The following is a 25,419-nucleotide window of genomic DNA, read 5'->3' as shown; positions in this document are numbered from 1 at the left end:
TGACCGTCCGTTTACTCGCGCACCGCACGCACTTGTTCCATAAGGATTTATCGACGACGCCAAACACTGGCGCGATGTTTGCTTGCCCGACTCTTCATGAGGTTTGTCAATCGGATCGACCCCGGCCTGCACCAAGCGCCGAGGGCATCCGGCACCCGCCAGCAACCGGAGTCGAGCCATGTGGGACTATTCGGACACCGTCAAAGAGCACTTCTTCAGCCCCCGCAACGCCGGCGCCGTGGCGGATGCAAACGCCGTCGGTGACGTCGGCTCCCTGTCCTGCGGCGATGCCCTGCGGCTCACGCTGAAGGTGGACCCGGCCACCGAGACCATCCTGGAGGCGGGCTTCCAGACCTTCGGCTGCGGCTCGGCCATTGCGTCGAGCTCCGCGCTCACCGAGATCATCAAGGGCATGACCTTGGACGACGCGCTCAAGGTCACCAACCAGGACATCGCCGACTATCTGGACGGCCTGCCGCCCGAAAAGATGCACTGCTCCGTGATGGGCCGCGAGGCGCTGCAGGCCGCCATCGCGAACTACCGCGGCGAGGTCTGGAAGGACGACCACGAGGAAGGCGCCCTGATCTGCAAGTGCTTCGCCGTCGACACCGTGCTCATCGAAGACACCATCCGCGCCAATGCGCTCAGCACGGTCGAGGAGGTCACCAACTACACCAAGGCCGGCGGCGGCTGCTCCGCCTGCCATGAGGGCATCGAGGAGATCCTCACCCGCGTCCTCGCCGAGCAGGGCAAGACCTTCGACCCGACCGCCGCGCCGCCCCCGCCCGCCGGCCAACCGAAGCTCGGCACGCTCGCGCGCATCCGCCGCATCGAGACCGCCATCGAGGCCATCCGCCCGAACCTGCAGCGCGACCACGGCGACGTGGAGCTGGTGGACGTCGACGGCAAAAACGTCTACGTGAACATGACCGGCGCCTGCGCCGGCTGCCAGATGGCGTCCACGACGCTGGAAGGCATCCAGCAGCGCATCGTCGAAGACTTGGGCGAGTTCGTGCGCGTATTGCCTGCGGGGAAGGGCCAAGGGCCGAGGGCCGAGGGCCGAGGCGCCCCAGCCTGAGCGCGACGCCGCGCCGGCGCCCGCCCTGCTTCCGAAGTACGGAGTAGGAAGTACGGAGTAGGAAGTACGGAGTAGGAAGTACGAAGTACGGAGTCCGAAGTACGAAATATCGGCTCCGTACTCCGTACTCCGTACTCCGTACTATCCCCCAGTCCTTGGCCCTCGGCCCTGCCGGCGCCGCAACGCCCCCGACATCGCCGCCCAACAAGCCAAGCAAGAGAGACCAGCCATGAGCTCAGAAGCCAACGCGCCGGCCCCAGGCATCTATCTGGACAACAACGCCACGACGATGGTCGACCCCGTGGTGGTCGAGGCCATGCTGCCCTACTTCACGCAGCAGTTCGGCAATCCGTCGTCGCTGCACCAGTTCGGCGACCGCGTCGGTCGCGCCATCAAGACCGCCCGCCAGCAGGTGCAGGCGCTGCTCGGCGCCGAGCTGGACTCCGAGATCGTCTTCACCTCCTGCGGCACCGAGTCCGACTCCACCGCCATCCTGTCCGCGCTCAAGGCGCAGCCGGAGCGCAAGGAGATCATCACCACCGTCGTCGAGCACCCGGCCATCCTGTCGCTGTGCGAGCACTTGGAAAAGGACGGCTACAAGGTCCATTACCTCAAGGTGGACAAGAAGGGCCGCCTCGATATGCAGCAGTACATGGACCTGCTGTCGGAGAAGGTCGCCATCGTCTCGGTGATGTGGGCGAACAACGAGACCGGCACGCTGTTCCCGGTGGAGGAGATGGCCGAGCTCGCGCGCTCCGCCGGCGTCATGTTCCACACCGACGCAGTGCAGGCCGTCGGCAAGGTGCCCATCGACCTCAAGCACACCGCCATCGACATGCTGTCGCTGTCCGGGCACAAGCTGCATGCGCCGAAGGGCGTCGGCGTGCTCTACCTGCGTCGCGGCACGCGCTTCCGCCCGCTGCTGCGCGGCGGCCACCAAGAGCGCGGCCGGCGCGCCGGCACCGAGAACAGCGCCTCCATCGTCGCGCTGGGCAAGGCCTGCGAGCTGGCGCTGGCGCACATCGATGAAGAAAAGACGCAGGTCCGCATGCTGCGAGACCGGCTGGAGAAGGGCATCCTCGCCACGGTGCCGAGCTGCTTTGTCACCGGCGACCCCACCAACCGGCTGCCGAACACCTGCAACATCGCGTTTGAATACATCGAGGGCGAGGCCATCCTGCTGCTGCTGAACAAGCTCGGCATCGCGGCCTCCAGCGGCTCCGCCTGCACGTCTGGCTCCCTGGAGCCGAGCCACGTCATGCGCGCCATGGACATCCCCTTCACCGCCGCCCACGGCACCACGCGCTTCTCGCTGTCGCGCTACAACACGGCCGAGGAGATCGACCGCGTCATCGCGGCCGTGCCGCCCATCGTCGCCCAGCTCCGCAAGCTCTCGCCCTACTGGGACGCCGCCGCCAATGCGCCGGTCACGGAGCCCGAGCTGGCCTTCCAGCCCGCCTACGCCTGAGCACCCGAGCACCCCCGGGTGCGCCGACTTTAGTCGGCCGCATCCGGCGCGGGCTCAATGCCCGCGCCGGATGTCCCGTGAAGATTCACAAGAGAGCGGTACACTCGTCAACCGGGTCAGCGTAGCGCTACCCGACGTTGGGCGATCGCAGCCGGGAGAAAGATATCTCGCGCAGAGACGCAAAGGCGCAGAGAAGAGAAGAGAAGAGAGATAGAGATTTGAGAAACGCATTCAGAATCCGCGACTAAGGCACATTATGTTGGTTGAATCGACCAATTCTGCGTCTGCCCTTTGCGTCTATGAAATTACCGGTACTCAATCGCTATCGAAATCGAAATCGGGATCGCTATCGGGATCGCTATCGGGATCGCTATCGGGATCGCTATCGGGATCGGCACGACATGACACCGGGCCACGAGAAGCACGCACCTGCCGTCTTTTCGATCGGTTGATCAGAGCATCTATCGCGGTTAGAGGCGCGATTTCGATACCGATTTCGATTTCGATGAAGACGGCAAGGAGCCCTACCCTAGGCGAGACCGCCGACTGTACCGCGTGTTTCTGAAGCGTTCCTAAGCGACATCGCACGAGCCAAGGAGTGCATCCGACACTCCCGACCTCCCGCCACCTGCAATGCACCGACAACGGGCAAAACCTACCCAAACGGTCGGTACATGCACCCCAGGCGCGCAACCAGATCGTCGACCACTGCGATGATGCGCTCGGGCGCTGACCGAAAATACTCGTCGTCACAAGACCTTAACCTGCACGCCAGCGACTGACCCAGCCGCACCGCCGCCCCCTGGCACGCCCTTCGCAATACCGTTAACAAGCCTTCCGGCCAACAGCGGTCCATCCAAGCGGAGACAATGACCATGCGCGAGAGCGACTATGCGAACCTCGACCCCGCCGGCTACGCGGACTGCGTGCGGACTCCGGCGACGACTACGAACCCTACGGCTTCGCCCCGACGGCGCTGCAACTGGCACAGATGACTGGCACGCACCGCAACCCAGCCTTCGACCGCGTCATCGAGGCCCAGATCCTCGCCCAAAGCTGTATCGTGGGGTGCTGAGCATGAGCAGACGCCGCATCCATCAGCATCGTCGCCCCGCCGCCATCGCGTTGCGCGCCGAGCCATCCCACGGCGCCGCCCCGCGCACCGTCGCCCTGCTGGCCCTGCTCACCGCCGCAAGCCTCTGGCTGCTTGCTCTCTGACCCGAGCCCGGTCCGGCTCCCGGCCACGGGAGCCGGCGCGGTCGCCACTCAGCCGGTCACGCAATCGCAATCCACTCGCGACACCGCTCCAGCGGCGTCGCGCCTCGAAGGGCGCTCTGCCCCTAGGGCGATGAGGAATGGGCACGGCGGGAAGTACACCCATTCTGAGCGGCGCCGAGGATCCCACTCCGCAGCGTATTCCGCCCGACGGCTCTGCCACCAGTGCAGGGCGCCGGGCGGCAGAGCCGCGAAGACACGTGCCGAGGCAGAGCCTCGGCACGAGAGACGCCCTCCAGCACCTTCGCGACTTCTACGCCGAGGAGATCGTTGACGGGCATCGGTGTTCTACCTCTCGCGACGCAGGCCGAGACTACGCGTATTGTATTTGCAAAGGGAAGCTACTGCGGAAGCTATACCGGCGACTTCTCCGGAGGCAAACGCTTCGTTTTGGGGTTAGGCCGAGATCAAACCTTCATCTCACGTAACACGGGAAACAGTCGGCAGTTTGACGTTTATGTGACCGGCCCGACGGGAAAGATTCCGGGTCAAAACGTAGCCGCCAACGAGATTCACTATCGCACTACCGCGAGGGGTGATTACGAGATCATGGTTCTCTCGGAGTCGGCGTTTTCTTCGGTGGAATTCTGCGCCTACTAACCCGTATCGCTAGAATGACGTGCGAACCCCAACATCCCCTGGTCTAGCCGGGTGCGGCCTCGAAATGATGTCGAAACCCGTTGCGATGCGGCAAGAAAAGGCTCGCGCAGAAGGAGAACAAGAAGAAACTCGCGCAGAGACGCAGAGACGCAAAGGAAGAAAGAGCATTTCTCGATGTTCCCACTGCGCTGCTCTTCTCATTCTCTTCTTCTCTGCGCCTTTGCGTCTCTGCGCGACATATCTTTTTCTTGTGTCGTCTGCGCGACATAGCACCATCTGATGGACATGATGCGGAGGCCGCACCCGTCTAGCCCGCCGGAGCGTTACACGGTCAGGTACTGCCTCACCAGCTCGTCGGTCAGCTCCGGCATCGGCCCAGAGGCCATGAGCCGGCCGCGGTCGAGGATGACGAAGCGGTCGGCGACACGCCGCGCGAAGGGGAGCTTCTGCTCAACCAAGAGCACGGTGAGGCCGAGATCGTCGATGAGGTGGCGGATGATGTCGCCGATCTCATGGACAATGTTGGGCTGGATGCCCTCGGTGGGCTCGTCGAGGATCAGGAGCTTGGGGTCGAGCACCAGCGCGCGCCCGATGGCGAGCTGCTGCTGCTGGCCGCCGGACAGGTCGCCGCCGCGGCGGCCGAGCATGTCCTTTAGCACCGGGAACAGCGCGAAGATGAAGTCCGGGACTTGATCCTTGCCGTTGTGGCGCTTGCCGGCGCGCCGCGCGGGCAGGCCGATTTCGAGGTTCTCCTGCACCGTGAGCAACGGGAAGATCTGCCGGCCCTGGGGCACGTAGCCGATACCGAGCTCGGCACGGCGCTCCGCCGACAGCCGGGCGATCTCGGCGCCATCGAAGCGCATGTCGCCGCCACGCAGCGGCAACAGCCCCATGATGCATTGCATCAGCGTCGTCTTGCCGACGCCGTTGCGGCCCATGACGCAAGTGCACTGGCCAGCGGGCACCTCGATATCCAGGTCCCAAAGGGTATGGCTTTCGCCATAGAACTGATTGAGTCGGGAGATGGTCAGCACGTTGGCGGAGCTCCATCGAAATCGAAATCGGGATCGGAATCGCAATCGGGATCGCGATCGGTTTGATTCCAAGCTAACCTCGGCATACCCGGAAAGCGCCCCGCAACGCCAAGCGCGTTGCGCTATCCCGGTGCAGCATCCGGCCAGTGATCCCCGAGGATCTCAGCAACCGACCATGGGCAGGTCGCCGGAAAGGCAACGTAATCGAGTGGCGTCTCGGCCACCGCCAGATCTAGACCGTCCGCATAGGCCCGCTCAATGACCTGGGGCAGACCGGCGCGCAGGCTGGGATTCTCATCGAGCAACTGTGCAAGCAAGCGCCGCTGGGCGTTGATGGTCGCGCGCCACGACTTGCGGTTCACGTACTCGGGCTGATAACACCATTTGAGCAGGTGCCCGAGCAGGACGCCCAACCGACTCTGCAAGGCCCGCCGCTCCCGCTTGCCCAAGTCCTCTATCTCCTCGGCGACGTGCTCGATATCGAGCTGGCTGAAGCGTCCGGCCCGAAGCAGCCCGGCCTGTTCCTGTGCCCAAGCGTGAAAATCGGTGTCGTAGTCGGTGCTCATTGGCGTCGGCCCTCGGCGGCAAGGTGCGCCGCAACTCTACTCGCCGAGATAAACCTCCACCACCCGCGGGTCGTTCTGCACCTGCTCCATGCTGCCCTCGGCGAGCACACTGCCCTGGTGCAGCACCGTGACGCGATTCGCGATGGAGCGGACGAAATCCATATCGTGCTCGACGACGACCACCGAGTGCTTGCCCTGCAACGACAACAACAGCTCCGCGGTGCGGTCCATCTCCTGGTGGGTCATGCCCGCAACGGGCTCGTCCACCAGCAGCAGGAGCGGGTCCTGCATCAGCAGCATGCCGATCTCGAGCCATTGCTTCTGGCCATGGGATAGGCTGCCGGCGTCGCGATGAGCATGCTCGCGGAGGCCGATGATGCCGAGCACCTCGTCGATGCGGTCGCGCTGCGGGCCGTTGAGCTTGGCGAACAGTGTCCGAAACACGCGCTTGTCGCCGGCCATGGCCAGCTCCAGGTTCTCGAACACGCTGTGGTGCTCAAACACCGTCGGCTTCTGGAACTTGCGGCCGATGCCGATCTCGGCGATCTCGGGCTCGCTGAGCTTGAGCAGGTCGATCTGCTGGCCGAAAAAGACCGAGCCGGAGTCCGGCCGCGTTTTGCCGGTGATGATGTCCATCATCGTCGTCTTGCCGGCACCGTTGGCGCCGATGACGCAGCGCAGCTCCCCGGCGTCGACATAGAAGTTCAGATTATTGATGGCCTTAAAGCCGTCGAAGCTGACGTTCAGATCCTCAATGTAGAGGATCGGGCCGTGGCTCACGTCGAGCTTCAGGTCCTTTACGTTGACCATGAAGTCGAAGGTTCGATCGCGGCGCATGGACTCCTTGAACTGGAGCCACGCTTGCTGCTGGCCGCTGAAATCGAAGGCGCGACCGCGCTGCAACAGATCGCGCACGCCTTTGTCTCCACCCGCGCTCAAGCTCAATCCTCCTGCTTCCGGCCCTTGGCCTTCACCACAAACGCGAACTGACGGTCGCGGCGAATGGCGTCCCTGAACTGGGGCCAAGACTGACGCCTAAACCTGAAATCAAACGCGCGGTTGCGGCGCAGCAGATCCCGCGCCTCATCATTGCCGTTGCTCATGCTGTCACCCCCTTTACCAGATGGTTGGTCTTCAATCTAGACTCCAATGCGCGGTCCCGGGGCGCGGGCCATGCGGGGCGGCGCTCATGCCGTCACGCCCGCCGCCGCCGCGCCGTTGCGCCGGCGCCGCAACTGCCGGAACAGCCCGGCGATGCCCTGCGGCAGGAACAGCGTCACGAAGACGAAGAGCCCGCCAAGGGCGAACAGCCAAGCCTCCGGGAAGGCACCGCTGAAGTAGCTCTTGCCGTAGTTGACGACGATGGCCCCGATGACCGCGCCATAGAGCGTTGCACGCCCGCCGACGGCGACCCAAATCACCAGCTCAATGCTATTGAGCGGCGAAAACTCGCCCGGGTTGATGATGCCCACCTGCGGCACATAGAGTGCGCCCGCGATGCCGGCCAGCACGGCCGAGAAGGTCCAGATGGCGACCTTCACACGATCGACGCGGTAGCCGATGAAGCGCGTGCGGGCCTCCGCATCGCGGATGGCGACGGCCACCCGACCAAGCCGCGAGCCGACGATCCAGCGGCAGGCCAGGTAGGCGAGCGCCAGCGCCAGCGCTGAGGCCAGAAAGAGCCCGATGCGGGTGGCGTCCGACTGTAGGCTGAAGCCCAGGATGTCCTTGAAGTCCGTGAGCCCATTGTTGCCGCCGAAGCCCATCTCGTTGCGGAAGAAGGCAAGCATCAGCGCATAGGTGAGCGCCTGCGTGATGATGGACAGATAGACGCCGGTAACACGGGAACGGAACGCAAGCCAGCCGAACACGAAGGCCAACACGCCCGGCACCAGCACGACCATCAGCGACGCGTACCAGAATTGGTCGAAGCCCTGCCAGAACCAGGGCAGCTCCGGCCAGTTCAGGAACACCATGAAGTCCGGCAGGATCGGGTCGCCATAGACGCCGCGATCGCCGATCTGGCGCATCAGGTACATGCCCATCGCATAGCCGCCAAGCGCAAAGAAGGCCCCATGGCCAAGGCTCAATATCCCGAGATAGCCCCAGACCAGGTCCACGGCCACCGCGAGCAGCGCATAGGTCAGGTACTTGCCCAGCAGCGTCACGGTGTAGGTGCTGACGTGCAGCGGATTGCCATCGGGCACCGCCAGGTTCAGCACCGGCACGACAATGGCGACGAGCAGCAGCACGCCGAGCATGACCTGCCCGCCGGTATCGCCTCGCAATGGCTTCAAAAGACCCATCTGGCTCGCTTCCTAAAGGTTGTCGATGCGGTGCCGCGTCAGCTCGACAAGGCGCACCAATCGAAACTGCTATCGAAACTGCTATCGAAATTGCTATCGAAATCGCTATCGAAATCGCAAGCAAACGATTCACGACGACACGGCGCTTGCGGGCAAAAGGGCCGAGGGCCAAGGGCCAAGGGAGCCCTCCGCCTCGCTCCCACGCTACAGCGTGGTAGCCAGTCGCCGATCCCGATCCCGACTCATAACACCGCAGAGCGGTGTCACGAGCCCATGACTGTGGGCCGGTCGCCTCTAGCCCCTAGCACCTAACCCCCAGCACCTAGCCCCTGTCTCCAGCCCCTAGCCCCTTATCCATCAGCAGCCCGCCCCCGCTGCGGAAACAACCCGCGCGGTCGGCGCTGGATGAACAGGATGATGAACACCAGCACCAGGATCTTGGCCAGGACGGCGCCGGTCCAGGGTTCCATGAGCTTGTTCGCGACGCCGAGCGTGAGCCCCGCCACCAGCGTGCCCCAGAGGTTGCCGACGCCGCCGAACACGACCACCATGAAGGAGTCGATGATGTAGGCTTGACCCATGTTCGGGCCGACATTGGTGAGCTGCGACAGCGCCACGCCGGCCACGCCCGCAATACCGGCGCCGAGCCCGAAGGTCAGCGCATCCACCCGCGCCGAGCGCACGCCCATGGCCCGCGCCATGGCCCGGTTCTGCGACACCGCGCGCACCTGCAGTCCGAGCGCCGTGCGCTTTAAGATCATCAGCAGCGCGAAGAACACCAAGAGCGCGAACACCAGGATGTAGAGCCGATTGAAGGTCAGCGACAGCGCTGGGTTGATCTGCAGCGAGCCGCTCATCCAGCTCGGGTTCTCGACAATGACGTTCTGCGCCGAGATGGTCGTGCGCACGAGCTGCTGCAGAATCAGACTGATGCCGAAGGTCGCGAGCAGCGTCTCCAGTGGGCGGCCGTACAGAAACCGGATCACGCCCCGCTCGATGGCGACGCCGAACAGCCCGGCCACCAGAAAAGCCGCCGGAATGGCCACGAACAGCGACCAGTCGATGGCGTTCGGCATCGCGAGCTGCACCAGATAGGTGGTATAGGCGCCGATCATAATCAGCTCGCCGTGGGCCATGTTGATGACGCCCATGACGCCGAAGGTAATCGCAAGCCCGATCGCCGCGAGCACCAGCACGGAGCCCAGGCTCAACCCGAAGAACAGCGTCTCGATGCGACGGTTGTTCTGCAGGCGCCGCTCGATGTCGGCGCGGGACGCCCGGGCCGCGGCAAGCACGGCTTCGTCCTGCTCGCTGCCGATCAGCGTATCGAGCGCGTTGCGCGCCTGCGGGTACAGGCTGCCGCCGAGCGCCTCGACGGCCGCCACGCGATCCGCGGCTGCCTCGGCGCGCAGGCCAGCGATGGCGAGCGCGAGCCCGATGGCGTCTTTGACTTCTGCATCGTCTTCCTGCGCAAGCTGGGCTTGAAGCGCGGCCAAGGCGTCCGGGTCCGCGGTGCCGACCATCTCGCGGGCCGCGGACAGGCGCACCGCTGGGTCCGGGCTCGCCAGGGTGAGCGCCGCGATGGCGGTGCGCACCGCCCCGCGCATGCGGTTGTTGATGGTGATCTTGGTGGCGTCGCGGCGGCCGACCTCGCCGAGGGCGTCGCCCGACAGCGCATCGGTGAGCGCGAAGCCGTCGCCCGCGCGCTCGGCGAAGACGATGCGGTCGTCGTCCTTTTTGACGTACAGCTCGCCCGCGAGCAGTGCCTTCAGCAGCTCCGCGGCGCGCGGGTCACCGCTCGCGGCCATGTCCGCCACGGCTTGTTCCTTCACCTTGAAGGAGCGGTCCGCGAGCGCGGCGACGGCGGCATCGAGGCTCGGGCGGGCAGCCGCGGGCTCGGGCGCGGTGTCGGCGACCGGCGGTGCTGCGTCGGCGGCCTCGGGCGCCGCGGCCGGCTCGGCGGCCATCGCGGGCTCGGCAGGCTCGGCGAGCTCAGCATCAGCCGCAGTGTCCGCCTCCGGAACCGTGATGTCCGCCTCCGGCTCGGGGGCGGCTTCGGCCGCTGCGGACACGGGCACCGCCGGCAGCTCGACGGCGACCGGCTCGTCCACGCCCGCGGTCTCCGCGGCGAGCGGGCCGCCGATGACCAGAGCACCGACCGCGAGTGCGAGCGCCGCGAACAGCGACCCGCGGCGGGGCGCGCCACGGCGCGGGGCTTCGAGCTTCAACTGCCGCATCGGGAAATGGGTCCTGGCTTACAGGCGCGACCGGCGCGCGCTGTCAAGAGCGGGGACGGGCCGGCGTCGGCTCGTCGCAGGAAATCTGTCGTACCCATGCGGAGCGCCGCCGCCGGCGGCGCACCACAGGGGCACGGGCTGTCGCGATGTCTACTCCGCGGCGACGGCGCCCAGGCACTCCTTGGTCTTGGTGTTGTAGTTGCCGCAGTTGATCGGGTCGGTCCAGTCACCGACCAGGTCCTTGGAGCCTTCCAGGTAATCGGACCAGGCGTCGCCGGGGACCTCTTCCTCGGTCTGCCAGACGACGGCGAACTGGCCGTCCTCCTGGATCTCGCCGATCAGCACCGGCTTGGTGATGTGATGGTTCGGCAGCATCTTGGCCGTGCCGCCGGTGAGGTTGCCGGTCTCAAGCCCGACGATGGCGTCGATGACCTTGTCCGGGTCCGTGCTGCCGGCCTTCTCGACCGCCTTGACCCACAGGTCGAAGCCAATCTTGTGGGCCTCCATCGGGTCGTTGGTCACGCGCTGGTCGCTCTTGATGAAGTCCTGCCAGGTCTCGATGAAGGTCTCGTTCTCGGGCGCGTCGACGCTCATGAAGTAGTTCCAGGCCGCCAGGTGGCCCACCAGCGGCTTGGTGTCGATACCCGAGAGCTCTTCCTCGCCCACCGAGAAGGCCACCACGGGGATGTCTTCGGCGGAGATGCCCTGGTTGCCAAGCTCCTTGTAGAAGGGCACGTTGGCGTCGCCGTTGATGGTGGACACCACCGCGGTCTTCTTGCCCTCGGAGCCGAACTTCTTGATGTCGGCGACGATGGACTGCCAGTCGGAATGACCGAAGGGCGTGTAGTTGATCATGATGTCCTCTTCGGCAACCCCGTTCTGCTTGAGATAGGCCTCAAGGATCTTGTTCGTCGTGCGCGGATAGACGTAGTCGGTGCCAGCGAGCACCCAGCGCTCGACGCCGAGCTCGTCTTTCAGGTAGTCCACCGCCGGGATGGCCTGCTGATTCGGCGCCGCGCCGGTGTAGAAGACGTTGCGCGAGGACTCCTCGCCCTCGTACTGCACCGGATAGAACAGCAGCCCATTCAGCTCCTCGAACACCGGCAGCACGGACTTGCGCGACACCGAGGTCCAGCAGCCGAACACCGCGGCCACCTTCTCCTTTTCCAGCAGCTCGCGCGCCTTTTCGGCGAACAGCGGCCAGTCCGACGCCGGGTCCACCACCACGGCTTCGAGCTGCTTGCCGAGCAGACCGCCCTTCTCGTTCTGCTGCTCGATCAGCATCAGCATGGTGTCCTTCAGCGTCGTCTCGCTGATGGCCATGGTGCCGGACAGGGAATGCAGCACGCCGACCTTGATGGCGTCCTCGCCGGACGCCGCCGCCTCTTCCTGGGCCGACAGGTGGCCGGCGCCAAGGCCAAGGGCCAGTGCCCCGGACAGGGCGAGTGTCTTCAGCAGAGATGCGACGGGTGCTGTCTTCCGCATAGGTTCGATGCTCCGAGTAGGTTGATCAGGCGTCGGCGGCACGGGCATGCCGCCATCGGCCCAGAAGCCAAGCAAAGACCGAGCCAAGCGGGCAAGCTACTCAAGCGAAAGGGAAGCATCCGACGATAAAGCTCGGAAGCGCCCATACGCCCAGACGCGCGCACCACAATCGCGCATCCGGCGCACCGTCGCGACTTGGCACGACCCGTGATGGTGCATCGCTGGAGACGCGTCCGTTTTCGATCGTCGGTCCTCGCCGGATCCGCCAGCGCCTGCTTCACCAGCACCAAATCGTCGCGGATCATGTTCGGATGCAACCGGCCTCAAGCGTCCCCCATGATTCGATCACTGAGGCTCACGCTCACGCCCTCCCTCAGCAGCGGCGAGATCTCGTCCAGCACCCGCTTCGCGATTCGGACACGCTTGAGCCCCAGCGTCAAGCAGCCCGTCCGTCCGGCGCGCCGCCGGCGCGGGTGCAGGGTTAGACTCGCAGGCTGTTCCCGAAGGCGTCGGAGGCACCATGTCCGCCCGCAAGAAGCTCCCCATCGGCATCCAGACCTTCCGCGAGATCCGCGAGGGCGGCTACTACTACGTGGACAAGACGGGGTTTGCGCTGCGGCTCATCGACGAGGGTACGCACTACTTCCTGTCGCGGCCGCGGCGCTTCGGCAAGTCGCTGTTCCTGGATACGCTGGCGGAGCTGTTCGCCGGGAGCGAGGCACTGTTCGCGGGGCTGGAGGCGCAGGCGCGCTGGGACTGGTCGCGGCGCTATCCGGTGGTTCGGCTCAGTTTCGGCGGCGGCGTGGTGCAGAGTGCAGAGGAGCTGGACGCGAAGATCAGTGATCTGTTGACCGACAACGAGCGCGATCTCGGCAGTGCCGACGAGGCAGCGACGCTGTCCGGGCGTTTTCGGCACCTGCTCCGTCAGGCCCATGAACAATCCGGCGAGCGCGTCGTGGTGCTGGTGGACGAGTACGACAAGCCGATCTTGGACAACATCACGCGCCCGGAGGCCGCCCGCGAGATCCGCGACGGGCTCAGGAACCTCTATTCGGTCATCTAAGGACAGCGATGCGCACATTCGGTTTGCGTTTCTGACCGGCGTGTCCAAGTTCAGCAAGGTGAGCCTTTTCTCCGGGCTCAACAATCTCAAGGACATCACCGTAGACGCGCGCTATTCGGCCATTTGCGGCTATACCGAAGCGGACCTCGACACGGTATTCGCGCCCGAGCTGCCGGGGCTGGACCGCGCGCAGATTCGCGCTTGGTACAACGGCTACAACTGGACCGGCGAGGCGGTCTACAACCCCTTCGACGTGCTGCTCCTGTTCGATGCTCGCCAGTTCCGCCCCTGGTGGTTCGAGACGGCGACGCCGAAGTTTCTGGTGGATCTGCTCATCGAGCGCGAGGTCTTCGTGCCGGACCTGGGCCGCATGCTCACGAGCGACGCGCTGCTCTCATCCTTCGACGTGGACCACATCGCCACCGAGGCACTGCTGTTTCAGGCCGGCTATCTCACCATCGACGCGGTGCGCCAGCTCGGCGCGCTGATCGAGTACCGGCTGCGCTGGCCGAACCTGGAGGTGCAGGCGAGCCTGACCGGGGCGCTGCTGGACCAGATCGCGCCGAGCACGCACCGGCCCGGCAGCCGGGTGAGCCGGCTCTACGAGCTGCTGCTCGCGAATGACTTCGCCGGCCTGGAGCGCTTCTTCACGGCGCTCTACGACGCCATCCCGCCGGATTGGTACCGCAAGAACAAGATCAGCCGCTACGAGGGCCACTCAGCCGGCGTCTTCTACGCCGTATTCGCGGCGCTGGGCCTGGATGTGACCCCGGAGGAAGCGAGCAACGCGGGAAGGCTGGACCTGGCGCTGCGCTTCAACGGCCAGATCTATCTGTTCGAATTCAAGGTGGTGGAGCTGACCCCCGACGGGCGCGCGCTGCAACAGCTCAAGGACAAGGACTATGCCGCGCGCTACCGCGGCGAGGACCGACCCATCCACCTGATCGGCGTCGAATTCAGCCGCGAGCGGCGCACGGTGGTGGGGTTTGAGGTGGAGCAGGTCCCAGCACCGGGTCGCTGACGAGGTGCCGGATCTTGACCCGCAGTGCTCTGGCTATCTCTCCGGTGCCGCGATGTTCTCAAGCCCTGAGCTGAGCTGCTCGCTGCCGTTGGCGCAAACCCGTCCGCCACGGCCGGCGGCGCCGGCCGAACCTGGCAGCGCTGTCCGGTCGCGCGTTCACGCCTTGGCGCGGAGCGCCGACACACGGGTGACACCGCGGGAGCGGTGTCACCAGATACCGATGCTCTTCCCGCTGCGGTCGCTACGGCACGCCTTCGAATCATCGGCGAACGAGCGGAGCCTCTGACGCTCCGCCATGGACAGGTGAGCCTTCTCGGGTAGTGCTGCCTAGCCCGTCAGCTAGGCACGCTCCACCGGAAAGGCCAGCACCGCGTCGATGTGGTCGGCGCCCAAGACGCACACCAGCAGCCGGTCGAGCCCGAGGGCGACGCCGGCGCAGGCGGGCAGGCCGTACGCCAGCGCGGCGAGCAGGTGCTCGTCCGCCGGCAGTGCGTCCTGACCGCGCGCGGCGCGGACGGCGAGGTCCTGCCGGAAGCGGCGGCGCTGCTCGGCGGCGTCCGCCAGCTCGTCGAAGCCGTTGGCGAGCTCCAGGCCCCGCCAATAGAGCTCGAAACGCCGCGCCACCGGCCGCTCGCCGGGCATGACGCGCGCGAGCGCGGCCTGGCTCGGCGGATAGTCGTAGACGAAGGTCAGGCCGGCGCAGCCCAGCTCCGGCTCCAGGCAGCAGCAGAGCAGCAGATCGAGCCAGCCGTCGCGGTCGAGATCCAGCTCCCCGGCGCCGGCGATGCCCCGCGCCTCGGCGACCGCCCGCAGCGCCGCGGGCGAGGTGCGCCAGGGGTCCACGCCGAGGCCGTCGTAGAACAGGTCTCGGTAGCGGATGCGCGCGACTGGTAGCGGGTCGGTCGGGGCGAGCCGGCGCAGCAGCAGCGCCACTTCGTCCATCAGCTCGTCGAGCGAAAAGCCCGGCCGGTACCACTCCAGCATGGTGAACTCGGGGTGGTGGCGACGGCCGCGCTCGTCCAGGCGGAAGACCTTGCAGACCTGGTAGATGGGCCCGCTGCCGGCGGCCAGCAGGCGCTTCATCGGGAATTCCGGCGAAGTCTGGAGATACCGGCGCCGGGGGCCGTCGCCGGTGAGGGCCGCGTCCAGGTGCAGCGGCTCGATGGCCGGGTCCGGATTGGCGGCGGCGGACAGGATCGGCGTCTCCACCTCCAGCACGCCGCGCTCGGCGAAGAAGGCGCGCAGCTCGGCGAGCAGCCGGGCGCGTGCCCGCAGCGCCGGCAGGTCGGCGCAGGGGCGCCAGGGGTCGGTCACCTCAGGCATGCGTGCGGGCGTCGGAGCGGACGTGCGTCAACGCGAGATCGGGATCAGGCTGGATTTCGCGCTCGGGACCGAGCGCGACCGCCGCGTCGACCGCCGCGTCGACCTCGGGGTCTGAGCCCTGACGGCTTGCCCGATTTCGGGGGCCACGCGTTCCCTGGACTACGAGTCGTCCTTGGCGCGGGACAGGTACTGGCCGGTGCGGGTGTCCACGCGGATCAGCTCGCCTTCCTCCAGGAACAGCGGCACGTTGACGACGGCACCGGTTTCGAGCGTGGCGGGCTTGGTGCCGCCGGTGGCGGTGTCGCCGCGGATGCCGGGGTCGGTCTGGGTGACGGTGAGCACGACGAAGTTCGGCGGCTCAACGGACAGTGGCGCGCCGTTGTAAAGCGTCACGCGGCACATGTCCTGCTCCTTCAGCCACTTCGCCGAGTCGCCGACGGCGGCGGGGTCGGCGGTCAGTTGCTCGAAGCTGTCGGTGTCCATGAAGTGCCAGCCGTCGCCGTCGTTGTAGAGATACTGCAGGTCTGTCTCCATCACGTCCGCGGCCTCCACGGAATCGCCGGACCTGAAGGTGCGCTCAACGACCCGCCCGGTCTTCAGGTTACGCACCTTGACCCGGTTGAAGGCCTGCCCTTTGCCGGGCTTGACGAACTCGTTCTCGACGATCGTGTATGGATCGCCGTCCAGCATGATCTTGAGTCCGCCCTTGAATTCGTTGGTCTTGTAGCTCGCCATTCCTCGTGACTCCAGGGGTAAAAAAACAATCGGCGATGATACCGCGGAAGCCCACCCTGCGCGGCCGCGACACGAGCTCGAAACGCCCGGGGGTGGCGGCTCCGCCGGATGAATCCGGCGTAGTTAGGGGAGCCGGATGAATCCGGCGTACCCAGGGGAGCCGGATGAATCCGGCGTACCCAGGGGAGCCGGATGAATCCGGCGTACCCAGGGGAGCCGGATGAATCCGGCGTAGCCAGGGGAGCCGGATGAATCCGGCGTACCCAGGGGGCTAAGCCGACTCGGCGCCGTCGCGGTTCAGCGCCCGGAGCGCCAGCGCGAAGCCGAGCAGCAAGAGCCCGGCCGCGAGCACCGAGCCCGGCGCCGCACCGAGGCGCTCGAACCACTGCGTGAGGAAGTGGATGGCGCCGAAGACGGCGCAGAGGTTGACGAGCCAGCGGCGCCCTGCGCGCCAGGCCCAGAGGCCGGCGCCGAGCAGCACGAGTGCCCAGGCGACGGCGAAGGCGACCGGCGGGATGCCGATGTGCGCGCCGCCGAACGTCATCTCGTCGCCGAACAGCGAGCCGATCCAGAGCGCGAAGTTGACGACAAAGACGCCGGTGCGCGCGGCCGTGAGCGCGAGCCCGGCGAAGTCCGCCGGCAGGCGCCGGCTGACCACGAAGCTGATCAGCGCGAACAGCGCAAACAACAGCGCCGTTGCGAGCGGCGCCTGCACGCCGAGGAAGTAGGTCGCATCGAAGTAGCCGCTTTCGGCCCCGAGCGCCGAGGCCAGCGCCAGCACCGCGAGCACCGTGAGCAGGTGGCTCCGCGCCGCGACGCCGAGCCCGCCGAGCAGCAGCGCGGCGCCGACATAGGCCAGCGCCGACCCGTCCGCCGCGAGCACTAGTCCACCCGCGGCGAGCAGGCCGCCGATGACGGCCCAGAGCCCGGCGAGGAAGTGCCAGCGCGGCCCTGCCGCGAGCCGCAGCACGAGCCCGCCGCCGGCAACGGCGAGCCCGAGCAGCAGCGCCGTCAGCGCCGAGGGCAAGAGCGCGATGGTCGCCAGCGCCACCGCGACGACGCCGAAGCCGGCGATGAGCCCATACCCCAGCGTCGCCGTCTCGCGGGCGGCGAGGCGTTGCAGCCGCGCGTGCTGCCCCGGCGTGATCTCGCCGTCGGCGAGCAGGCGGTCCAGGTCGAGCAGTGCCTTCATCGCGGACTCGCGCCGGGGCGCGCGGCAGCTAGCGCGTCAGACCCGCGCGAGGCGGTAGACGTTCAGGTCCGCCGCAAAGACGAGCGGCGTGCCCGCAACGGACTCCGGGCTGCCGCCGTTCAGCGCCCGCGTGAACACGTCCTTGAGCTCGGCGTTGGCCGCGAGCACCTCGCCCGTGAAGTAGCCGTGGGCGTTGCCGACGCCGCGGGCGTTGGTCACGTCGATATAGAAGGCGTTGCGGGCGATGAGGTTCTTGATGTAGTGGCCGAGCCTCGGCATCTGCTCCTCGCCGGGCTTGCGGCGCGACCACTTGAGTGCGAAGTCGTCCTCGTTGATGAAGATGTAGACGCGGTTGCGCACGTCGAGATCCTGCACCCAAGTCTCGTGGGCGGCGTTGTTGGTGTCCGCGGCCACCAGGCAGACGTTGTCGAACAAGAGCGCCCGCGCCCCGCCGAGCCCGGGCTGCAACGCGTACTTGAGCACGTAGTTGCCCATGCTGTGGCAGACCAGGCTCAGCTTGGTGTCGCAGCAGTCGTTGAAAAGCCGCACGTAGAGGGCCTGGGCGCGCTCTGGGTTGTTCGGATGGCGCGCGCCGGCCTCCTGCTTCAGCCGGTTGCGGGTGCCCTCCGTCAGTTTCTCGTGGAAGAACTGCACCTTCTCGAAGAAGCGGTTCAGCGCGTCCATCGACGCACGCGCATCCTTCTTGTCCCGCAGGTAGGCGCTGGTGCCGGAGATGACGCCGCCGCCGTTCGCGGGCCAACTGAAAACGAGACAGATGACGCCGTGGTCGCGCTCAATCTGCTCCGCCGTCGTCACCACGTCCCGCATGTCGTTGTTGTAGCCGTGCAGGTAGACGGCGAGGTTGCGCCCCTGGGTCTGCGCCTGCTCGTAGAGCTCGCAGGCCACCTTGAGGCTCGCATGCCGGATCTGGGTGGGGTCGATGTCGAGATGCCAGGTGACGCTCAGCGCGCGTGCCTCGGCGATAGGGATCTCGTCCTTTAGCGTCTCCGCGGTCCAATCGTTGCCGTTGCGCTCAACGCGCACGATGCGGAGCTCGTTCGGCCCCTTGCGATTCGGCTGCTTGCCGAAGATGCCAAGCTCGCCCGGCTGGCCCGGCTTGGTTTCGCGCACTTGGCGGTTGGTCACGACGTACATGATTTCGTTTCTCTCCGGACCGTTGCGGACGCCAGGGGATTAGGGCCAAGGGCCGAGGAGGGCGCCCTTGGCCCTCGGCCCTTGGCCCTTCCCTATCGCTATCGCTATCGAAATCGAACCGAGCAACCGATCCCGACGCACCCGACCAGCCGACGCCCCCAAGAATCTAGGGCCGAGGGCCGAGGGCCGAGGAAGGTGCCCTCGGCCCTTGCCTCAGGCCCCTCAGTGACCGTAGCCCAAACTTTCGATGCGCTTGATGCGCCCGTCGTCGATGGTGATGCGCTGCACGAAGCGCTGCGGGCCGAAGTTGTAGGTCCAGATCTCGACGGGCACGCTGTCGTAGGCGGTCACGTAGCGGCCGTAGACGTAATCGTAGACCTGGTAGGGCACCTGTCGCTCGGTGCGCTCAAGCAGCGTCGGCTCGCCGCAGGTAGTGAGCAGCTCGTAGGTGCTGTCGCCCTCGCTCACGACGCCGGCGCCGCAGCGCAGCGCGAGCGCCGGTGCGGCAAGACACAAACCGACGAGCAGGAGCACCGCGCGGGCCATGATCAGCCCGCCCGAGGCCCGGGACCGAGGCGGCGTGGCCGGACGGTTGTGGATGCGGCGCACCGGACCGGGCCTTACTCGTAGCGGACCGCGAGGATCTCAAACTCGCGCTTGCCGCCCGGGGCGTCCACCAGCGCGACATCGCCTTCGCCCTTGGCGATGAGGCCGCGGGCGATGGGCGAGCTGATGCTGATCTTGCCCTGCTTGATGTCGGCCTCGTCGTCGCCGACGATCATGAAGGTGTGCTCCTCGTCCTTGTCGACGTCCAGCACATCCACGGTGACGCCGAAGACGACCTTGCCGGTGCGCGGCAGCGTGCTGACGTCGATGATCTGCGCGTGGGAGAGCTTGCCCTCGATGTCCTTGATGCGCCCTTCGACAAAGCCCTGCTGCTCGCGAGCGGCATGGTATTCGGCGTTTTCCTTCAAATCGCCATGGGCGCGGGCCTCGGCGATGGCCTCGATGATGCGCGGACGCTCGATCCGCTTCAGGTGATCGAGCTCAGCGCGCAATTGCTCAGCGCCTCTGGCGGTCAGAGGTACCTGGGTCATGTGTGAAGTCCTCTTCGGAGCCGGGTCGCGGCAACCGCGCGCCCGGATGATGTCTTGAGGGCTCGGGCGGTCGCCACTGCCCCGGGGCGCCGCTGCGGATCAACGCCTGTGGCGGCGACCCGACGGCGGAGAAACAGACTGGGAGAGCCTAACCCCGTCGCCGGGGCGCCGTAAAGAGACGCGGCGGAATCCGGCGATGCCGGAGGCTGCGCCGAGGACTGTTGTCCGCCTGCACCGGGGAGACGATTGCGGGCGGTGGAGCCGAGGAAGAGCCGACTGAGGTCGGCGAACCCGGGCGAGGAGCCGACTGAGGTCGGCGTACCCGGGCGCGACAAGCGAGCTCAGTAGAGGTCCTGCAGCCGAGTCACCTTCTGTAGATCGCCCTGGCGCACCGCCATACAGGTGGCCTCGGCACCGGCGATGGTGGTGGTGTAGCTCACCTTGTGCTGCAACGCCGCGCGGCGGATCTCGGCGGAATCGGCGATGGCCTGCGCGCCTTCGGTGGTGTTGACGATGAAGCTGATCTCACCGTTCTTGATCATATCCACAATGTGCGGACGGCCTTCCTTCACCTTGTTGACGCCGACGCAGTCCATGCCCGCCTCGCGCACCGCACGCGCCGTGCCGTGGGTACCGTAGAGCGTGAAGCCGAGCTCCACGAGCTGCCGCGCCACCGCCACGCAGCGATCGCGATCCGCGGCACGCACGCTGAGCATGGCCTTGCCGCGCTTGGGCAGCGCCACGCCGGCGCCCTCGACGGCCTTGCCGAAGGCCTCGGCGAAGCTGTCGCCGATGCCCATGACCTCGCCGGTGGACTTCATCTCCGGCCCGAGCACCGTGTCCACGCCCGGGAACTTGACGAACGGGAACACGGCCTCTTTGACGAAATAGCGCGGCGGGCGGACCTCCGCGGTCAGGCCCTGCTCCGCGAGCGTGCGCCCGGCCATGCAGCGCGCGCCGACCTTGGCCAGCGGCACGCCGATGGACTTGGACACGAAGGGCACGGTGCGCGAGGCGCGCGGGTTCACCTCGAGGATGTAGACCGCGTCGTCCTGGATCGCGAACTGCGCGTTCATGAGCCCGCGCACGCCGAGCGCAAGGCCGAGCTGGGTCATCTGCTCGCGCAGCCGCCGCTGCACGTCGTCGGACAGCGTGTAGGGCGGCAGCGAGCAGGCGGAATCGCCGGAGTGCACGCCGGCCTGCTCGATGTGCTCCATGACGCCGCCGATGACCACGCGCTCGCCGTCGCAGACGGCGTCCACGTCCACCTCGATGGCGTTGTCCAGGAAGCGGTCGAGCAGCACCGGCGAGTCGTTGGACACGCTGACGGCGTTGCGGATGTAGCGGGCCAGCTCCAGGTCGTCGTAGACCAGCTCCATGGCGCGCCCGCCGAGCACGTACGAAGGCCGCACCACCAGCGGATAGCCGATGGCGGCGGCCTGTTCGAGTGCCTCGCTCTCGCTGCGGGCGGTGGCATTGGGCGGCTGCTTGAGGCCGAGCTCGTTGACCAGGCGCTGGAAGCGCTCGCGGTCCTCGGCGCGGTCGATGGAGTCCGGCGAGGTGCCGATGATGGGCACGCCGGCGGCTTCTAGATCCCGTGCGAGCTTGAGCGGCGTCTGCCCGCCGTATTGCACGATGACGCCTTGGGGCTGCTCCAGGTGCACGATTTCCAGCACGTCCTCCAGCGTCACGGGCTCGAAGTAGAGCCGGTCGGAGGTGTCGTAGTCGGTGGAGACGGTCTCGGGGTTGCAGTTGACCATGATGGTCTCGAAGCCGTCTTCGCGCAGCGCCAGCGCCGCGTGCACGCAGCAGTAGTCGAATTCGATGCCCTGGCCGATGCGGTTCGGCCCGCCGCCGAGGACCATGATCTTCTTGCGCGCCGACGGCGCCGCCTCGCACTCTTCCTCGTAGGTCGAGTACATGTACGCGGTGCTGGAGGCGAACTCCGCGGCGCAGGTGTCCACGCGCTTGAACACGGGTCGGATGCCGTGTGCATGGCGCAGCCCGCGGAGGTCCGCCTCCTTGCGGCCCACGAGCTTGGCCAGGCGCTTGTCCGAGAAGCCCTTGCGCTTGAGATAGCGGAGCCGCGCGGCGTCGAGGGCGCCGAAACCGGCCGCCTTCACCTGCGTCTCCAGCGCGATGAGCTCTTCCATCTGCGACAGGAACCAGGGATCGATGCCGCAGAGCTCGTGCAGCGTCTCCAGGCTCCAGCCGATGCGCATCGCGTCGGCGACGTAGAAGATACGGTCCGCACCGGGCTGGCGGATCTCGCGACGCAGCAGGTCCTCGGCGTTGGGGTCGTTCGGCGGCAGGATCTTGTTCAGCCCGTCGCGGTCCGTCTCCAGCCCGCGCAGCGCCTTCTGCAAGGACTCCTGGAAGGTGCGCCCGATGGCCATGACCTCGCCGACGGACTTCATCTGCGTGGTGAGGCGCGAATCTGCGGCGGGAAACTTCTCGAACGCGAAGCGCGGCACCTTGGTCACGACATAGTCGATGCTGGGCTCGAAGGACGCGGGCGTGGCACCGCCGGTGATCTCGTTGCGCAGCTCGTCCAGCGTGTAGCCGACGGCGAGCTTCGCCGCGACCTTGGCGATGGGGAAGCCCGTGGCCTTGGACGCGAGCGCGGAGCTGCGCGACACGCGCGGGTTCATCTCGATGATGATCATGCGCCCGTCGGCGGGGTTGATCGCGAACTGCACGTTGGAGCCGCCGGTGTCGACGCCGATCTCGCGCAGCACCGCCAGCGAGGCGTCGCGCATGATCTGGTATTCCTTGTCGGTCAGAGTCTGCGCCGGCGCGACGGTGATGCTGTCGCCGGTGTGCACGCCCATCGGGTCGAAGTTCTCGATGGAGCAGATGATGATGCAGTTGTCCGCGTGGTCGCGGACCACCTCCATCTCGTACTCCTTCCAGCCGAGGGCGGACTCCTCGATGAGCAGCTCGCTGGTGGGCGAAAGATCCAACCCGCGCCGGCAGATCTCTTCGAACTCCTCGGCGTTGTAGGCGATGCCGCCGCCGCTGCCGCCCATGGTGAACGACGGGCGGATGATGGTCGGGAAGCCCACCTGCGCCTGCACCTGGATGGCCTCTTCCAGACTGTGGGCAATAGCGGAGCGCGGCATGTCGAGGCCGATGCGGCGCATGGCCTGGCGGAACAGGTCGCGGTCCTCGGCCTTGTCGATGGCCTCGCGCGTGGCGCCGATCATCTCGACGCCGAAGCGCTCCAGCACGCCCTCGCGGGCGAGGTCCAGCGCGCAGTTGAGCGCCGTCTGCCCGCCCATGGTGGGCAGCAGCGCGTCGGGTCGCTCGCGCTCGATGATGCGCTCCAGGACGCGCCAGTTGATGGGCTCGATGTAGGTGGCATCGGCCATCTCCGGGTCCGTCATGATGGTGGCCGGATTGCTGTTCACGAGGATGACCCGGAAGCCTTCCTCTTTCAGCGCCTTGCAGGCCTGCGCGCCGGAATAGTCGAACTCGCACGCCTGCCCGATCACGATGGGACCGGCGCCGATGATGAGCACGCTGTGAATGTCGGTGCGCTTTGGCATGGCCGCTGTCGTTTGTCTCGTCGTTCGTGCCGCCGCGCGCTCGCGCCGGCGGCGGCGGGCAGTGCCCGGATACTGTGATGAAGCCCGCCGCCCGCGCGGCGGGCAGCCGGCGTCAGGCGCGCTCGGCCATGGCCGCGATGAAGTCGTCGAACAATGGGGCCACATCGTGCGGCCCGGGGCTCGCCTCGGGATGGCCCTGGAAGCTGAAGGCCGGCCGCTCGCGGTGGCGGATGCCCTGCAAGGAGCCATCGAACAGCGAGCGATGGGTCGCGATGACCGCCGCCGGCAAGCTCGCCTCGTCCACCGCAAAGCCGTGGTTCTGGCTCGAGATCATGACCCGGCCCGTGGCGAGGTCCTGCACCGGATGATTCGCGCCATGGTGGCCGAACTTCATCTTGACGGTGCGCGCGCCGCAGGCGAGCCCTAGCAACTGATGTCCCAGACAGATGCCGAACTGCGGAATTCCCGCGTCCAGCAGGCTGCGAATCGCGCTGATGGCGTAGTCGCAAGGCTCGGGGTCCCCCGGGCCGTTGCTCAGGAATACGCCGTCGGGGCCGAGCGCGAGCACCTCCGCGGCCGGCGTCTTGGCCGGCACCACGGTGATGCGGCAGCCGCGATGCACCAGCATGCGCAGGATGTTCTGCTTCACGCCGTAGTCGTAGGCGACGACGTGAAAGCGCAGCGCCGGGTCGTCCGTCGCCAGGGACATGCCCTGTCCCCGCTCCAGCGACCAGAGGCCAGCGGTCCAGGTGTAGGCCTGCTGCGTCGTCACCTCCTTCGCGAGGTCCATGCCAGCGAGCCCCGGGAAGGCGCGCGCTGCGGCCAGGGCCGCGGCCTCGTCGAGGCCGTCGCCCGCCATCAGGCAGCCGTTCTGCGCCCCCTTCTCGCGCAGGATGCGGGTCAGGCGGCGGGTGTCGATGTCCGCGATACCGGGCACGCCCTCTGCGCGCAGGTAATCGCCGAGGTCCTGCTCGCGGCGCCAGTTGCTCGCGCGCCGCGGCACGTCGCGGACGATGAGCCCGGCGGCGTGGATGGCGGCGGACTCCGTGTCCTCGTCCGTGACACCGGTGTTGCCGATGTGCGGATAGGTGAGCGTCACCAACTGGCGACTGTAGGAGGGGTCCGTTAGGATCTCCTGATAGCCGGTCATGGCCGTATTGAACACGACTTCGCCGACGCTCTGGCCCGCGGCGCCGATGGATAGGCCGCGAAAGATCGAGCCATCCTCCAAGGTCAAGATGGCGGGCTGTTGCAAGGCAACCTCCAAGGCAGGGGGTTACGCGATGCAGGCCGTCCTGCCTGTCACCGTGTCGAACCGCGTGGGCTCGGGAGCGAATTACGAGGAGTCCCGGCGCATATCCAGCCGTTGCGGGGACGCCGGGGAAACATTGCCGGGAGTCTAAAGGATGCCCCGCAGCCTGTCCATGCGCGTGCGGCGGCTAGGAGCTAGGAGCTAGGAGCTAGGAGCTAGGAATGAATCCGGCGCACCCGGGGCGGGTGCGCTCAGCCGGCCTTGTCGGGGTCGGGCGCTGCCTGCGCGGGCTTGGCGGCGGCCTGCTCCTCGGCCACGAGGTAATCGATCACCTCGAACATCCGCGCGATGCTCCCGGCCTGCGTGGCGCTGGTCACGTACTTGCCGTCTACCACCATCGCCGGCACGCCGTCGATGGCGTAGCGGCGCACCAGCTCCGCGGATTTGCGCACCTGCGTGTCCACCGGAAAGGAATTGTAGGCGGCGCGAAACTTGGCCTCGTCGATGCCTTGCTCGGCGGCGAAGGCGATGACCTGCTCATCCGTCAGCACCGGGCGACGCTCGTCGTGCAGCGCCTTGAACAGCGGCTTGTGGAGCTGATCCAGCACGCCGAGCTGCTCGGCGGCGAAATAGGCCTTCGCGTGCGGCACCCAGCGCGGCGAGGCCGCCGCGGGCAGGCGGCGGAAGGTCACGCCCGCGGGCTTGGTCTTGAGCCATTTCTCGATGTGCGGCTCCAACTGGTAGCAGTGGGGGCAGCCATACCAGAAGAGCTCCAGCACCTCCACATCGTCGCCAGCCTCGGCGCGGGCGGGCTCGGCGACGCGGCGGTAGTCGATGCCCTCGTCGAGCTCCTGCGCTAGCGCCGCCCCGCCAAGCAGCGCAAGCACGGCGAACAGCAGCGCGGGCAGGGTCAGCGCGCGGGCGCGCGGGCGAAGCGGCAGAGTCATGGTGTGTTCTCCTTAAGAAGGGCAGAGCGAGTTGCCC

General features: G+C 66.9%; 19 protein-coding genes and 1 pseudogene. 4 read left to right on the top strand and 16 right to left on the bottom strand.

The window, feature by feature from the left end:
• Nucleotides 1–178 precede the first annotated feature (178 nt).
• The 3 genes from nifU (at nt 179) to ML01_RS28575 (ending at nt 3,764) form a co-directional block, all read left to right on the top strand.
• Nucleotides 179–1,078, top strand: coding sequence for a Fe-S cluster assembly protein NifU (gene nifU / locus ML01_RS10430; protein ID WP_058555337.1), 900 nt, complete (start codon nt 179–181; stop codon nt 1,076–1,078).
• Nucleotides 1,079–1,307: 229 nt separating this feature from the next.
• Nucleotides 1,308–2,546 carry a cysteine desulfurase NifS gene (nifS, locus tag ML01_RS10425; protein WP_058555336.1) on the top strand — a complete coding sequence of 413 codons (1,239 nt, stop codon included), beginning with the start codon at nt 1,308–1,310 and terminating at the stop codon, nt 2,544–2,546.
• A 1,077-nt stretch (nt 2,547–3,623) separates the two neighbouring features.
• A complete protein-coding gene (locus tag ML01_RS28575) occupies nt 3,624–3,764 on the top strand; it encodes a hypothetical protein (RefSeq protein ID WP_156427645.1) in 141 nt (46 codons plus the stop codon).
• 980 nt (nt 3,765–4,744) lie between these two features.
• On the opposite strand, the gene urtE is transcribed toward ML01_RS28575, so the two are convergent.
• From urtE to urtA, 7 genes are all read right to left on the bottom strand, one after another.
• The gene (gene urtE, locus ML01_RS10420; protein WP_058555335.1) at nt 4,745–5,455 is read right to left on the bottom strand and encodes an urea ABC transporter ATP-binding subunit UrtE; all 711 of its coding nucleotides are present in this window, start codon (nt 5,453–5,455) and stop codon (nt 4,745–4,747) included.
• Between the two features lie 122 nt (nt 5,456–5,577).
• Nucleotides 5,578–6,021 (bottom strand): DUF29 domain-containing protein, encoded by a 444-nt coding sequence (locus ML01_RS10415; protein WP_058555334.1) that lies wholly within the window; start codon nt 6,019–6,021, stop codon nt 5,578–5,580.
• A 36-nt stretch (nt 6,022–6,057) separates the two neighbouring features.
• The gene (gene urtD / locus ML01_RS10410; protein ID WP_058555401.1) at nt 6,058–6,858 is read right to left on the bottom strand and encodes an urea ABC transporter ATP-binding protein UrtD; all 801 of its coding nucleotides are present in this window, start codon (nt 6,856–6,858) and stop codon (nt 6,058–6,060) included.
• A 104-nt stretch (nt 6,859–6,962) separates the two neighbouring features.
• A complete protein-coding gene (locus ML01_RS28570; RefSeq protein WP_156427644.1) occupies nt 6,963–7,124 on the bottom strand; it encodes a hypothetical protein in 162 nt (53 codons plus the stop codon).
• An 84-nt stretch (nt 7,125–7,208) separates the two neighbouring features.
• Nucleotides 7,209–8,327, bottom strand: coding sequence for an urea ABC transporter permease subunit UrtC (gene urtC / locus ML01_RS10405; protein WP_058555333.1), 1,119 nt, complete (start codon nt 8,325–8,327; stop codon nt 7,209–7,211).
• Between the two features lie 350 nt (nt 8,328–8,677).
• The gene (gene urtB / locus ML01_RS10400) at nt 8,678–10,564 is read right to left on the bottom strand and encodes an urea ABC transporter permease subunit UrtB (protein ID WP_254045209.1); all 1,887 of its coding nucleotides are present in this window, start codon (nt 10,562–10,564) and stop codon (nt 8,678–8,680) included.
• A 150-nt stretch (nt 10,565–10,714) separates the two neighbouring features.
• Nucleotides 10,715–12,049: an urea ABC transporter substrate-binding protein gene (gene urtA / locus ML01_RS10395; protein WP_058555332.1), complete on the bottom strand. Its 1,335-nt coding sequence runs from the start codon at nt 12,047–12,049 to the stop codon at nt 10,715–10,717.
• A 520-nt stretch (nt 12,050–12,569) separates the two neighbouring features.
• On the opposite strand from urtA, the pseudogene ML01_RS10390 reads away from it, so the two are divergent.
• Nucleotides 12,570–14,133: pseudogene (locus ML01_RS10390) on the top strand (AAA family ATPase).
• A gap of 339 nt (nt 14,134–14,472) precedes the next feature.
• Here ML01_RS10390 and epmA read toward each other — a convergent pair.
• The 9 genes from epmA to ML01_RS10345 all read right to left on the bottom strand — a co-directional run bounded on the left by epmA (nt 14,473) and on the right by ML01_RS10345 (nt 25,382).
• Nucleotides 14,473–15,456: an EF-P lysine aminoacylase EpmA gene (epmA, locus tag ML01_RS10385; protein ID WP_058555331.1), complete on the bottom strand. Its 984-nt coding sequence runs from the start codon at nt 15,454–15,456 to the stop codon at nt 14,473–14,475.
• Nucleotides 15,457–15,615: 159 nt separating this feature from the next.
• The gene (gene efp, locus ML01_RS10380; protein WP_058555330.1) at nt 15,616–16,191 is read right to left on the bottom strand and encodes an elongation factor P; all 576 of its coding nucleotides are present in this window, start codon (nt 16,189–16,191) and stop codon (nt 15,616–15,618) included.
• A 271-nt stretch (nt 16,192–16,462) separates the two neighbouring features.
• The gene (locus ML01_RS10375) at nt 16,463–17,383 is read right to left on the bottom strand and encodes a hypothetical protein (RefSeq protein ID WP_058555329.1); all 921 of its coding nucleotides are present in this window, start codon (nt 17,381–17,383) and stop codon (nt 16,463–16,465) included.
• Between the two features lie 36 nt (nt 17,384–17,419).
• Nucleotides 17,420–18,538 carry an alpha/beta hydrolase gene (locus ML01_RS10370; RefSeq protein WP_058555328.1) on the bottom strand — a complete coding sequence of 373 codons (1,119 nt, stop codon included), beginning with the start codon at nt 18,536–18,538 and terminating at the stop codon, nt 17,420–17,422.
• Nucleotides 18,539–18,760: 222 nt separating this feature from the next.
• Complete coding sequence (locus tag ML01_RS10365; protein ID WP_058555327.1) at nt 18,761–19,084, bottom strand: DUF2845 domain-containing protein; 324 nt, start codon at nt 19,082–19,084, stop codon at nt 18,761–18,763.
• Between the two features lie 74 nt (nt 19,085–19,158).
• Nucleotides 19,159–19,635 (bottom strand): transcription elongation factor GreA, encoded by a 477-nt coding sequence (greA, locus tag ML01_RS10360; protein WP_058555326.1) that lies wholly within the window; start codon nt 19,633–19,635, stop codon nt 19,159–19,161.
• 341 nt (nt 19,636–19,976) lie between these two features.
• Entirely contained in the window at nt 19,977–23,183 is a 3,207-nt protein-coding gene (gene carB, locus ML01_RS10355; protein ID WP_058555325.1) for a carbamoyl-phosphate synthase large subunit, read from the bottom strand.
• 112 nt (nt 23,184–23,295) lie between these two features.
• A complete protein-coding gene (carA, locus tag ML01_RS10350; RefSeq protein WP_058555399.1) occupies nt 23,296–24,438 on the bottom strand; it encodes a glutamine-hydrolyzing carbamoyl-phosphate synthase small subunit in 1,143 nt (380 codons plus the stop codon).
• 248 nt (nt 24,439–24,686) lie between these two features.
• Complete coding sequence (locus ML01_RS10345) at nt 24,687–25,382, bottom strand: thiol:disulfide interchange protein DsbA/DsbL (protein WP_058555324.1); 696 nt, start codon at nt 25,380–25,382, stop codon at nt 24,687–24,689.
• Nucleotides 25,383–25,419 lie beyond the last annotated feature (37 nt).

This window comes from Thiohalocapsa sp. ML1 (assembly GCF_001469165.1).
Taxonomy (GTDB): Bacteria; Pseudomonadota; Gammaproteobacteria; order Chromatiales; family Chromatiaceae; genus Thiohalocapsa.
Note: the sequence above shows the minus strand (reverse complement) of the source record. Positions and strands in the feature narration are given on the sequence as shown.

Bases quoted from the DNA above. Each gene is read 5' to 3' on its own strand.
- nifU (WP_058555337.1), top strand. From the start codon at position 179: ATGTGGGACTATTCGGACACCGTCAAAGAGCACTTCTTCAGCCCCCGC.
- nifS (WP_058555336.1), top strand. From the start codon at position 1,308: ATGAGCTCAGAAGCCAACGCGCCGGCCCCAGGCATCTATCTGGACAAC.
- ML01_RS28575 (WP_156427645.1), top strand. From the start codon at position 3,624: ATGAGCAGACGCCGCATCCATCAGCATCGTCGCCCCGCCGCCATCGCG.
- ML01_RS10415 (WP_058555334.1), bottom strand. From the start codon at position 6,021: ATGAGCACCGACTACGACACCGATTTTCACGCTTGGGCACAGGAACAG.
- urtD (WP_058555401.1), bottom strand. From the start codon at position 6,858: ATGCGCCGCGATCGAACCTTCGACTTCATGGTCAACGTAAAGGACCTG.
- ML01_RS28570 (WP_156427644.1), bottom strand. From the start codon at position 7,124: ATGAGCAACGGCAATGATGAGGCGCGGGATCTGCTGCGCCGCAACCGC.
- urtC (WP_058555333.1), bottom strand. From the start codon at position 8,327: ATGGGTCTTTTGAAGCCATTGCGAGGCGATACCGGCGGGCAGGTCATG.
- urtB (WP_254045209.1), bottom strand. From the start codon at position 10,564: ATGCGGCAGTTGAAGCTCGAAGCCCCGCGCCGTGGCGCGCCCCGCCGC.
- urtA (WP_058555332.1), bottom strand. From the start codon at position 12,049: ATGCGGAAGACAGCACCCGTCGCATCTCTGCTGAAGACACTCGCCCTG.
- epmA (WP_058555331.1), bottom strand. From the start codon at position 15,456: ATGCCTGAGGTGACCGACCCCTGGCGCCCCTGCGCCGACCTGCCGGCG.
- efp (WP_058555330.1), bottom strand. From the start codon at position 16,191: ATGGCGAGCTACAAGACCAACGAATTCAAGGGCGGACTCAAGATCATG.
- ML01_RS10375 (WP_058555329.1), bottom strand. From the start codon at position 17,383: ATGAAGGCACTGCTCGACCTGGACCGCCTGCTCGCCGACGGCGAGATC.
- ML01_RS10370 (WP_058555328.1), bottom strand. From the start codon at position 18,538: ATGTACGTCGTGACCAACCGCCAAGTGCGCGAAACCAAGCCGGGCCAG.
- ML01_RS10365 (WP_058555327.1), bottom strand. From the start codon at position 19,084: ATGGCCCGCGCGGTGCTCCTGCTCGTCGGTTTGTGTCTTGCCGCACCG.
- greA (WP_058555326.1), bottom strand. From the start codon at position 19,635: ATGACCCAGGTACCTCTGACCGCCAGAGGCGCTGAGCAATTGCGCGCT.
- carB (WP_058555325.1), bottom strand. From the start codon at position 23,183: ATGCCAAAGCGCACCGACATTCACAGCGTGCTCATCATCGGCGCCGGT.
- ML01_RS10345 (WP_058555324.1), bottom strand. From the start codon at position 25,382: ATGACTCTGCCGCTTCGCCCGCGCGCCCGCGCGCTGACCCTGCCCGCG.